Source organism: Candidatus Melainabacteria bacterium RIFOXYA2_FULL_32_9 (assembly GCA_001784615.1).
GTDB lineage: Bacteria > Cyanobacteriota > Vampirovibrionia > Gastranaerophilales > UBA9579 > UBA9579.
Map to the genome: position 1 here is coordinate 1 of MFRQ01000029.1, position 12054 is coordinate 12054.

General features: G+C 34.6%; 9 protein-coding genes and 1 pseudogene (1 of these 10 only partly in view). 7 read left to right on the forward strand and 3 right to left on the reverse strand.

Annotated features, from left to right (window positions below):
• Positions 1-310, reverse strand: a pseudogene (locus tag A2255_08285) (hypothetical protein).
• A gap of 372 nt (positions 311-682) precedes the next feature.
• Here A2255_08285 and A2255_08290 point away from each other — a divergent pair.
• Positions 683-1540 carry a hypothetical protein gene (locus A2255_08290; protein OGI22718.1) on the forward strand — a complete coding sequence of 286 codons (858 nt, stop codon included), beginning with the start codon at positions 683-685 and terminating at the stop codon, positions 1538-1540.
• A 767-nt stretch (positions 1541-2307) separates the two neighbouring features.
• On the opposite strand, the gene A2255_08295 is transcribed toward A2255_08290, so the two are convergent.
• Positions 2308-3885, reverse strand: coding sequence for a hypothetical protein (locus A2255_08295; GenBank protein OGI22719.1), 1578 nt, complete (start codon positions 3883-3885; stop codon positions 2308-2310).
• 555 nt (positions 3886-4440) lie between these two features.
• Between A2255_08295 and A2255_08300 the strand changes: the two genes are divergently transcribed.
• From A2255_08300 to A2255_08315, 4 genes are all read left to right on the forward strand, one after another.
• Complete coding sequence (locus A2255_08300) at positions 4441-4950, forward strand: hypothetical protein (protein OGI22720.1); 510 nt, start codon at positions 4441-4443, stop codon at positions 4948-4950.
• Between the two features lie 69 nt (positions 4951-5019).
• Entirely contained in the window at positions 5020-7812 is a 2793-nt protein-coding gene (locus A2255_08305) for a hypothetical protein (protein ID OGI22721.1), read from the forward strand.
• A 219-nt stretch (positions 7813-8031) separates the two neighbouring features.
• On the forward strand, positions 8032-8550 hold the full coding sequence (locus tag A2255_08310; GenBank protein OGI22722.1) for a hypothetical protein: 519 nt from the start codon (positions 8032-8034) through the stop codon (positions 8548-8550).
• Between the two features lie 26 nt (positions 8551-8576).
• Positions 8577-9356, forward strand: a complete 780-nt coding sequence (locus A2255_08315) for a hypothetical protein (protein OGI22723.1) — start codon at positions 8577-8579, stop codon at positions 9354-9356.
• A gap of 39 nt (positions 9357-9395) precedes the next feature.
• Here A2255_08315 and A2255_08320 read toward each other — a convergent pair whose 3' ends face one another.
• Positions 9396-9647, reverse strand: a complete 252-nt coding sequence (locus A2255_08320; protein ID OGI22724.1) for a hypothetical protein — start codon at positions 9645-9647, stop codon at positions 9396-9398.
• A 306-nt stretch (positions 9648-9953) separates the two neighbouring features.
• Between A2255_08320 and A2255_08325 the strand changes: the two genes are divergently transcribed.
• Together A2255_08325 and A2255_08330 are read left to right on the forward strand one after the other, a co-directional pair.
• Complete coding sequence (locus A2255_08325; protein ID OGI22725.1) at positions 9954-11033, forward strand: hypothetical protein; 1080 nt, start codon at positions 9954-9956, stop codon at positions 11031-11033.
• Positions 11034-11066: 33 nt separating this feature from the next.
• Positions 11067-12054, forward strand: partial view of a hypothetical protein gene (locus tag A2255_08330; GenBank protein OGI22726.1) — the 5' portion only. Its footprint extends 944 nt past the window's final position; only the first 988 of its 1932 coding nucleotides appear in the window; it begins with the start codon at positions 11067-11069; the stop codon falls past the right edge of the window.

Here is a 12054-nt window from a genome sequence, read left to right on the forward strand (position 1 = left end):
CTTCTGCTTCTTTGTGGCTTTTTTCAGGATTAAGTTTATCTACACCACTTGGCATTCTAATTGGAACATGTCCACCAACAGCAACACCATTACCGTCAGTTTCAATAAAAATACTACCTGCCTGAGCTCCACCTGCTGATTTATGGGCTTGCTCATGGCTATAAAAATCATTGTATCTTTCTTGTTTTACTTTTTCGAAACCCTGAAACGCTTTTTCTTTTGTCGTAGGAGCATTGTTTTCAGGATTTGTATAATCCTGTCCACATTTTGGAGATGGAATTCTAACGGGCATTGCAATTGGCTTTAACATCTTAACCTCTATTATCCCAACTTACATGTTCTTATATATATAAAAAAATTTTTACTAAACTTTTTGATATCTAAGTATACTAAATTGATAAATTTGTAACAAATAATAACTTAAATAAAAAACAAACTTTAAATAATAAGCAATAAATTAACATATTTTGTTTTATTTTATAGAGAATTTAAATTGCTACTTATAAGTTTAATGCTTAGAGATTGCCACGGTGCCAGAGGCACAAACTCAGTATCAATGATTCTTGTATATTAAAGAAAGATTGTTGACAGTGTGAATGTGGTTTAGCCACCTCGCAATGACTTAGATAATTATTTAAATTGCAGTTTGAGTTTATAAAGAATAAAAGTACGGAGATAATAAATGTTGGGACAAGTAAGCAACCTTAATAATTACTACAATGCAGGATATATACCCAATACACTTATTCCTGCATCAAATGCTAATTATAATTTCCCTGCGCAAGATTACCAAAGTCCAGAATATTTTTCAACTGGATCTCAATATATGAGAAATTATGCTTATCCTCAACTAGCACGAACAACTCCACATACAACTTATGCATATCCTCAAATACAAGCCCCTCAGTATTCTATGGATATTCCCTGGATTACAGATCCTGCAATCAAGGAATCTATAAATAAACTCAGAGAGGTTAGATATTTACCCGGTGATGTTGAACATATGAAAAAACTTGGGGTAAATATTCTTTATAATAGTGGTGAAGAAGCAATGCAAACAATTTTAAAAAGAGGATTAAGGATAGAATTTGGACCAGTAAGCAGTCCTAAAGCTCATGCCCAATTAAACAACGATAATAATATGGTAATAATCAATGAAAAATATAGAGGGACTAAAGATCCAGCTGTAATACTGGCAATATCTGAAGCTATATTTCATGAATTAGGACATGCAAAAGATAATGACGGTTTATCTTCTATTCAAGAAGAAATAAATTGCCTGGCGCTTAACACACTTGCCAACAGATACCATCAATATGTTTATCCTCAAATTTTTAGCTCTACCAACAATGCAGATATATTAAATAATGGAGTATCGTTATATACAAGATTATTCTTTGATCCTGATCCAAAAAAAGAAGCTTTAGCTAATAGGATAGCCGAGAAATATGGAGACCTGCCTCTGGAAAGCCCTAATCATAGTGTTCCTCTAGCAGCACAGGTTTCACAGAAAACAAAAGTTTTAAATAATGTAAAATAGTTTACAAAAATTTACAAAAAACATATTTATAGCCTAATAATTTCTAGCTATCTTCTTTTTGGGGTAATCCATACACTATTAAGTCAAGTGTGTTCATGGTAACATTATGTAAAATTTAATAGTATATAATTTCTTATTATAAGTTATATATACTAAAGCAAAAACAAAATAAGGAGAGTAGTTATGGTCACATTAGTTGAGAGAAATGCACCAAAAGAAGTATTTCCAAAATCAAAAGATGAGTTTGAAAGCTATCTAAAAGAACAACGTGTTAAAACAACATTTAATGGTATCAAAGTGGCTGATTTCTCCTGGTATAAAAAGATTTTAGGACTAAAAACATAAAAATACCAACAAAAAATATAAAAAAGAGCCCGAACATAATGAGGGCTAAGATACAAAAAAATGATCCCTGAACAGGGATCATTTTTTTAAGTTCCATTGATAAATAGTGAATTGACCTGATGTATGAGTGAGCAAGTTTTCTCCGTCACTGGTGCCAACACACATAATTAAGACTGGAATAATTGATAACTTAAATAAAGTGACCTTGTCACCTTCAAATTGACACGGTGCATACCCACTCACTCTGCATAATTAATTGGCCAGAATACTTAAGTATTCTGTAAATTTCCCTTATTTAATAATTTCTTCTTTATCTAATTTTATTTGAATACAAGAACCCTGTTACCCACTCTTTTTTTCGAGTGTCCAGTAACAGGGTTACAGATCAAAAAATTTCCTTCTTTTATATTTTTTAAAAACAGTCAAGTGTCTTTTTTAACCCAGATTGTTTCATACTTAGTAAGATAAGGAATATGCTCCGTAGTTATTCTCTCACCTGGGACTAATACCGGAATCCCCGGAGGACATTCAGCAATTACTTCGGCAGAAATTTTACCAACAGCCTTTTTAGGCGAAATTTTTTCTTTTGGAGCTATATATGCCTTCCTGGGAGTACATACAATCTCAGGGGTTAAAAATGGCATGTATTTAGCTTTATCTAGATATGTAATATCAGAATAATTACTATTAACTATAGATTTAATGCATTCCCAGAAGTACTCAAGCTCCTTTTCAGTATTTCCTACATTGGAAAGAGCTAAAATACCATTATCTGTTGCTGCTTCTACCTCAATATGGTATTCAATTTCAAGAATACTTTCTAATCTTTTACCGCTTAAACCGTCTATAGTCAGATATATTTTTGTAGGATCAATATTGTATCCATCTTTTACAGATAAACATTTGACTCTAGGTAAAGATATCAAACCTTCTCTAATAAGATTTGCATTTTCGACAGCTTTATTTAGCCTGTTTTGACCATATTTACTGGTTAAATATGCCCTTGCAGCATCTAAACTCGCAAGAAGCATATAAGATGGGCTTGTCGACTGAAGCATTCTAAGATTTGCTTCTACTTCTTCCGCATTTATTTTGCTATTTTTTCCAAGATGCAAAATAGAACTCTGAGAGAAACTTCCACCTGTCTTATGCAATGAATGTACAACTGCATCAGCTCCAATTTCTAAAGCTGAAGTTGGAAGCTCATCGTTAAATTTCCAAAGACATCCATGAGCTTCATCTATTATTAAGATAACATTTCTTTTTTTACATATAGCAGATATAGCTGCTGTATCGCTAACTATGCCTTCATATGTCGGGTTAGTGATCCATACTATACCGACATCAGGATTTTCATCGAGTAATCTTTCTATTTCTTCGGGATTAACGGGTCCCCATATACCCCAGTCATCTAGTCTTTCAGGTGCTACCCACACAGGTTCAGCACCAGTTAAAGTTATACCACTAATAACAGAACGATGACAATTACGACCTATTATTACTTTTTTATTTTCTTTTGTCACTGTCAAGGCTAAAGCAAGATTGCCAACAGAAGAACCATTTATAAGAAAAAAGGATTTAGAAGCTCCGAACGCCTTTGCTGCTAATTCTTGAGCTTTTTCAATAGGACCATCAGCAGGATATAACGTACCAAGATTATCAAATTCATCTGTAGTATCTAAGTTAATTACCCTTTGTCCAACCAACTCTTTAAATTTAGGGAGAACTCCTTCACCCCTGGCATGTCCCGGAATATGCAGCGGTACTGACGGATTATTTAAATAATTCTGCAATGCATCAACTATTGGAGTATCAATAGTGTTTAATTCACTTAATTCTATCTCTTCAGCGTTATCAGCAATGTAAATACAATTGTCTAAAAGCTCATCATTAAGCTTCACACGCTTAGCTGCATCCATTTTTATGGAGTCATCAGAAGGCGCTAAGTATCCTTGAATGACTTTGGATGCAGAATAAATATCCTGCCTATTTCTAACCAATAACGTTCTCCTTTGCTACTCATAAATGATCCTTATATTTTTACCTTTTCATTAAGTTAAACACAAAAAATTTATATTATTGACAATAAAATATACTTTATTAAGCATAAGTTTGCAATACTTTTCCATGCTAATTATTTAACTTTATTTAATTAAAGAAAAATAGCTAAGTTACCAACCTTAATATTACTTAACCCTTATTTAAAATATCTATAAAATATTGACCCACACTTTTTGGATTAGTTCCTTACAAATACATAAAGGAACATTGAAGTGAATAGCTTATTGGGCATAATAATCCTTAAAACCCTGGGTTCAAAGGCTAAATTTAAAAAACTTATTCAAAATCATTACAAAGATAAGTTCAAGCAATTTTTTGAACTATCCACATAGATAGGAAATAGAGGTAATGATTAATTACCCTTAAAAGGCTCATAATTCAAATAATAAAAATCCAAAAATTTTATAAACAATAAAGTCATTCATTAGTTTGTTTTTTCGAAAAACTCATATACACATAAAACTCAATTTCAATATGAGATGAGAGGCAATAAAATGGGTGAAAGATCAAAAACGACAGTATCTGGAATATTCAGATCACAAGAAGACCTAGCAGAAATAATCAATTACTTAGAAGAAAAAGGTGTTTCAGAAAATGACATCAACATTTTAATGTCAAAAGAAACACAAAATCAACATTTTGCAGTAGATACAGGAACAAAAGCACCTCAAGAAGCATTTAAAGGACTTGCAGCAGGAAGTCTTTTTGGTGCTGTAATCGGAGGATTGACTCTAATAGGAGTAGTCGTCATTCCAGGAATCGGCCTGGTCGTCTCAGGGCCAATAATAGGATTAATTGCAGGAGCAGCAACAGGAGGTCTAATAGGATCAATAATAGGAGCATTAATTGGATTAGGAATCCCGGAACATGAGGCAAAATTTTTTGAACAAGCAGTTAAAGAGAAAGGAAACGTACTATTAGTAACTCATATAAATAGAAACTTAAAATCCGACATAAAAAAACAGTTTAATAAATACGGAGCATTTCATATAGCTACTAGATAAGAATATTATGGTTAAGAAAATTTCCGGAAGCAAACTTCTGGACATATTCAAATTAAGGAGGAAGATACGATGAACTTTAAGAAATTATCATTAGCAGCAGCAATATCAATAAGTGTATTAACTGCTGGTAATGCGGCTAAAGCTCAAGTGGGTGAAATAGAAACCACTCCGACAGTTACTACTCAAACTAGTCCAGTAGTTCAAGCTCCTGTTGCTGTTGATGAAGTAACCCCAACAGCAGTTGGAGTGGGTCCCGCTGGAACATTTAAAGCATTTGGCACAACAGAACCATATGGCGGTAATGCTGCAGGTTCAACAGAAATCTCAACATTCCAGTCACCTCAAACAACAGCAATACCTGCAGCATTAGCAGCACAAGGAATATATGGCCAATGTCCACCTTGCCAAACTGCAGTTCCAACAGGTGGAGCAGCAGTTATTCCTGTAAGTCCAACAATAGAACCATCACAAATTCTAATCAGACCTGAAACTGTAGCAACACCACAAACATCAAATTTAACTGGTGGTGCAGCAGCAGCAGAAGCTATGGGATTAGAATGCGAAGTACTTCCAATAGTACCTCAAGTGCCTGTTACTGGAGGTGCAGCAATAGTACCTACTATGCCTGTAACTCCAGCTGATCCAGTATGCCCAACTATGGTTCCAGTTACTCCATTAGGACCAGTTACAACAGGTGGCGCAGCAACAGTATGTCCAGTACCATGTGTACCTGGTGCTACAATTGGTGAAAGAAGCGCAATGGCTCCTGAAGGATTTGAACAACCTGAAGTACAAATAACCCCGGGAGCAATTACAGGTGGTGCAGCAGTTATACCAGCTACACCTGCCATTCCTGCATGCCCTGTATGTCCAAATACTATTATACAAGTACCAACACCAACCGGTGGCGCTGCAGTTGTTGTTCCACAAGCACCAGTAGGAATGCAACAACCTATGATGCAACAACCTATGATGCAACAACCTATGATGCAACAACCTATGATGCAACAACCTATGATGCAACAACAAATGATGATGCAGCAAGGTGTATGTCCAACAACTACACCTGTTAGAGTTCCTTTACAAACATCTGTGATGACTCCAACTACCATATCAATGTGTCCAACAGGTGCTGCAGCTCAAGTTACACCTTTTACAGCTACCTGCCCAGGTAGTATTGGTAAAACAGAATACATTGAAAGACAAGTTTATGCATATCCTGCATTGCCTGATATGAATGAGTATGTGTCTGGAGCAGGTAATATAATTGAACTAGGTGGAATCAATGACAGAGTTTCAGTAATTAATCCACCAGCACTTGCTTTTGGCACATCCCCCATTTCTTCTAATATTACCGGAGCTGCATCACCACTGATTCCTTCAACTACTATTACAACAGGATCAGTAAATCCGTTTGGTTGCGGAGGTAATATACAACAAATCAGAACTGGTACTCCTATATCATTGATGCCAGGGCAGGCACCTATTACTGGGCCTATTACAATGCAGACAGCTACAGCATTGCAATTCTCAAGAACAGTAATGATACCAACAGCAATAACAGGAGCCGCAGCTCCAGAAGTAACATTTGCTGATATACCACAAGGATTCTGGGCAAGCGATGAAATTAGCAGATTAGCTACAGCTGGTGTAATTACTGGTTATCCAGATCGCACATTTAGACCAACCTTACCTGTATCAAGAGCTGAATTTGCAACAATGTTAGTATCCGGATTAAATCTACAAGATACTCCAGCTAGACCAGAACAAATATTTAGAGACGTACCACAGGGACATTGGGCAAATCCTGCTATAGATAAAGTTTATAATAGAGGTCTTGTAGCTGGTTATCCAAATGATACATACCGCCCATCAGAACCAGTGTCAAGAACAGAAGCATTAAACACTTTGGCAATGGCTTTACCAACCACAGTGACAGGTACAGAAGCAGATCAAATTCTAAATCAATATAGAGATGGTGATGAAATTCCTAGCTGGGCTAGAATATCAGTAGCTAAAGCACTAAAGGCAGGTGCATTACAGGGAACACCAACTCCAAATCAAATTAATCCAAACCAAAATGCAACCAGAGCAGAAATTGCTGCAATGTTATCAAATGTAAGACAAACTTTAGCACTGGAACAATCAATACAACCTATAGTTACAGGTGCTGCAGCAACATTACAACAAGAAATAATCACTGCACCAGTATTAAACGTTAAATTTAATGATAATATTTCAGCAAGAACTGGTCATATTGGCGATACTTTTACAGCTACTACATTAGAACCTGTAACAATAAATAATGTTGCATTCCCTGCAGGATCCACAGTTGGAGGCAGAGTTGTAGAGGTTATCAGGCCAGGTGGAGCTAATGGTGATGGAGCTCTCAAAGTTGCATTCTCAGGCATAACATCTGGTGGCCAAACAGCAGCATTACCAACAGAAGTTCTGACGGCTCAAGTACAAGCAGCTGATACTCCTGCCTGGAGAGATGCACTTACAAGAGTTGTTGAATTTCCATTCGTATGGCCAGGCAGATTATTAGGTACAGTCGGAAGAACACTTGGCAGTATGACTATTATTGCTGGTAATTCAACCGAACAAATCCTAGGTGGAATTGGTACAGCAGGTGGTGAGCTAGTTAATGGTGAATTTGGAGCTGCAGGAAGAAGCGCTCTAGGTTCAGGAGTTGAATTAGTCAGAACCCCATTCGACTTAACCAGAGTTGCCTTAAGTGGTGCGACAGGTATACTTGGTGTATCCGCTGATGAAATTGGCTACTTAGTTGGTGCAGGTGGAAGTCGAATCGCAAAAATTAACTCAGATGATAGAGTTTCTATAGCATTTGGATGCCAATAGCCTAGTTAACTAAAAGATAAAGCGGGGAAAGTATGCCCCGCTTTATCTCTATCAAATACTAAATTAATCTTTATCACAAATTGCTCAATTTACTAGCTAGAATATCTAGCTGCAATGTCTGATGAAATACCCTGAAAGTTTTGCTAACTTTAATAAGTAAGTATATACAATTAAGCAAACATAAACAATAAAGACATAAAAAGGAAAGGAGACAAAAAGGTGTTAAAGAAATTATTGGTTTCAGCTTTAACTATAGCAGCAACCATAGGTATAGTTTCCAGTGCTAATGCTGCTGATGTTTATCAAACAATTGATATCGAATCAAACGGTTATCCTAATATTAACTTCTATCCTAGAACCCTTCATGTATGCCAGGGAGATACTCTTCATTTAACTATTAAAAACACCAGACAAGGTTACACAAGAATATTCATGCCAGCATTCAATCTCAACCAAGACATTCCTCCAGGAGACGTTGCTCAATTAGATATGTGTATTGCTAATCCTATTGATAAAGAAATGTGGTTCCAAATCTCATCTATTGATGCAGAAAACCTTTCTGGAATAATTATAACTCATAATTACCAGGTCCCAATTGTTCAAACAACCTGTAAACCAATTGATATTTCTGTATTAGATCCAATCATCAACTACAGTAAAGAATACTGCTATGCAGAAAAAGGAGAGCCTGTTTCCAAACAGACAACCCCAAGCGGACCAGTTAGAGGCTTCTGGTAGGAACTGCTTTTTCAACAGGATAGAATATGAATATTAAAAAAGTACTTTTATTCTTATTAGCACAAATTCTTTTCTTTCACTTATTTAATATTATTCCTGCACAGGCTGATGAGTACAAAATATTTATAGATATTCCATCCAGAACTCTTGAACTGCGAAAAGACAATAAAATCGAGAAAACTTATCCAGTAGGTGTTGGAAGGTCTAACTTCCCAACACCTACTGGTAATTTTGAGGTTATTACTAAAATTACAAATCCGGGATGGGAAAATCCATATAAACCAGCAGGAATATCCAGAATAAGACCGGGTAAAGATAATCCTTTAGGAACACGCTGGATTGGATTTCATAGAGATAAAAACGATAATGAATACGGAATGCATGGCACTAACAGACCTTCATCTGTTGGCAAATATAGTTCTCACGGATGTGTAAGAATGCGTATTAAAGATGCAGAAGATTTATTTGACAAAGTAGAAATAGGTACGCCTGTAAAAGTGACGTATTACACACATAAATTAAAGATAAAAAATAATAAGTTAATAATCCACAAATACCCTCACGTCTACAAACGCAAAATCAATCCAAGAAAAATGATTAACGAACAGCTTGAATTGATTGATGGTAACTATAATGTTAACGAAGAAAAGCTTAATCAGGCTTTAAAAATAAGAAATGGAGCAATTCTGACAATTGGAGAAATAATACATACAAAAGAAAATCCAGATATTTTTCACAATTTATCTAATTTCCTAAAAACAAAATTTTCAAAAAATAAACCAAAACCAACCTTAAATAACAGTTGATATTTATAATAACTTATAAAATTTTAGCTCCTACTTAATTTAGGAGCTAAAATAATCACATATTCGTTTTTGGTTACCTTTTGACTTAACTTTCTTACAACAAAAGAAAGAAACTATATTTTTTGATTGCATCTCTTTTAGCTTTTGCCTGATACAAGCTCGTTCAATTATTAAGCGATTATACACCCTGTTTGAATCATCACAAGTTGTAATCCTGCTCTTCAGCTGGTCTATTTGACCAGAAAGCTTAACTATAGAACTTTTTAATTCATCAGCAGGTTTATTTTTCATTTTTTACTGTATTTACCCCTTACAAAAAATTTAAATACGTTCATTTTTAACAAAAAATTAGTATATCTGATTGTTAATAATCTTTAATGAATAACCATTTTAAATCAGATAGCATGCCAAAACATAAATATCTCGAATGAACAGGTAAGTCCTTTCATATTAAAATGATAGAGCACTATATTAGGATTTTGTTCCTCTAAATAATTGAAACCAAGATTAACTTTAATACATTAAAAATATTATTTATGATATTAATTTTAATTGAATATGTTTTTTTCATAATAATTTTTAATTGAAATCGAATTTATGGAACATAAACCCAAAATTCTAATAGTAAGGCTCAGTGCTATAGGAGATGTAATTCATTCTCTTCCAGTCCTGCATGCATTAAGGAGAAAATTCCCTAATGCATATATAGGATGGCTTGTGGAGGATAAGGCTGCTGAAATCCTTCTAGGAAATTCCCTCATAGATCAGGTTTATGTTTTACCTAAAAAGAAGTGGAAATCGCAAGGCTTCACCTTAAAAACCTGTAAGGAATTCCTGGAATTCATAAAAACAATAAAAAATGAAAAGTTTGACATAGCTATCGATCTTCAAGAGCTATTTAAAAGTGGCATTCTGACTTACTTAAGCGGGGCTAAAAGGCGTATTGCTCACGCTAAAACTCGTGAATTTGCAGACATATTCATTAATGAAAAATTAAAAGCACATAATATCTTTGACCCTAATAAACCCGTAATTGAAAGATATCTTGAAACTGCCCAACATCTTGAAGCCCCGACAGATGAGATTAAATTTAGCTTACCTCCAATTAACCAACAAATAAAAGATACTGTAAGTGGTTTACTCAAGAATCTTGATAAAGATAAACCTATAGTAATATTAGCTCCTGCTACAACATGGCCATCAAAACACTGGTTAGAAAGCTATTGGAGCGAATTACTTGACAGGTTAGCTCCTGATAATAACGTAATTTTTATTGGATCTTCTCAGGATATTGCTTTAATTAACAAAATAACCTCAGAAGCCAACACTGATAATTACCTATCCCTAGCTGGAAAAACAAGCCTTCTTGAGTTAATAGAATTATTTAACAGGACAGATATTGTAATAGCACCGGACACAGGCCCGGCATATATTGCAAATGCTACAGATAAACCAGCAATTATTATGATATCAGGTTCTACAAGTTATAAAAGAACCTTCCCTTATGGAGAAAAACATACAGCAATAGCAGCAAATTTACCTTGTCAGCCATGCCATAAAAAACGCTGTCTTAAGAAAGATTACCATATGGAGTGTATGAAAAAAGTCACGCCTGACAAGATATTCAGAATTTTTAATGAAAAACTTACTTTAATTGGCAAAAATATTGTATTATAATGCATTAAAGAAAAGAAAATAATAGGAAGAGATATGCCCCTTAATTGGTATAAAAATATTGTCAATAAAGTTAAAAATTACAAAAATAAAATAGGTGCTCTTGAGCATAGTGTGCTTGATGAAGGACAAAGATTTAGAGATATTTTTGAGAGAAACGCTATCCTTGAAAAGGAGATTTCTGAAAGAACAAATGAGCTAAATCAAGCCAATAAAAGCTTATTAACATTAAGACATATATGGGGCACCATGAACTCTTCTGAACCGCTATCAGAAGTTTTATCCACCGTTGTTAATGGTCTTTCTAATGAATTAGATTATCTTTATTGTGCATTATTCCAAATTTATGACAAGGAAAATTCTTCCATATTGAAGGTTAGAGCCGCAAATGACAATGAATTTGCTGCAAAGATTCAAGACATACTGAAACATCCTTTAGAAAACATTGAAATTTCTATAAATGAGCCTAAAAATATAGTTAATCAATCTATACATAGTAGAGATATTAAGTGCGTTAAGAGCTTTAAACATATTTTTCTGGGTTCTAATCCTGAAATAGACAGTGAAAAGCTAAAGCAACTGGACTCTTTATTTGCAAACAGGTCAATATCAATATTGCCTATAATTGTTCAGGAAAAACCTTTTGGTTGTCTTATTGCTGTTTCAATAAGAAATGAGCTTAGTAATACTGAAAGAAATTTCTTAAGTCTATTTGTTGGCCAAATAGAACTTGCTGTAACAATAGCTGGATTATTTGAACAAATCAGAGAGCAGGCAATTACAGATGGCCTTACCGGTTTGTATAACAGAAGGCATTTTGACCAATGTTTATCCTCTGAAGTAGATCGTGCTACACGCTTAAAGCAACCATTTACTTTGGTTATTCTAGATCTTGATCACTTAAAATTTATTAACGATACTTATGGGCATCCCGCAGGTGATGCTGCAATCTGCCATATAGGAAAAGTATTAAAACAAAATGCAAGATCAGTTGATATCCCAGCCCGTTATGGCGGAGAAGAAT

Excerpts from the sequence above, each read along its gene's own strand:
- A2255_08290 (OGI22718.1), top strand. The coding sequence starts at position 683 with ATGTTGGGACAAGTAAGCAACCTTAATAATTACTACAATGCAGGATAT.
- A2255_08300 (OGI22720.1), top strand. The coding sequence starts at position 4,441 with ATGGGTGAAAGATCAAAAACGACAGTATCTGGAATATTCAGATCACAA.
- A2255_08305 (OGI22721.1), top strand. The coding sequence starts at position 5,020 with ATGAACTTTAAGAAATTATCATTAGCAGCAGCAATATCAATAAGTGTA.
- A2255_08315 (OGI22723.1), top strand. The coding sequence starts at position 8,577 with ATGAATATTAAAAAAGTACTTTTATTCTTATTAGCACAAATTCTTTTC.
- A2255_08320 (OGI22724.1), bottom strand. The coding sequence starts at position 9,647 with ATGAAAAATAAACCTGCTGATGAATTAAAAAGTTCTATAGTTAAGCTT.
- A2255_08325 (OGI22725.1), top strand. The coding sequence starts at position 9,954 with ATGGAACATAAACCCAAAATTCTAATAGTAAGGCTCAGTGCTATAGGA.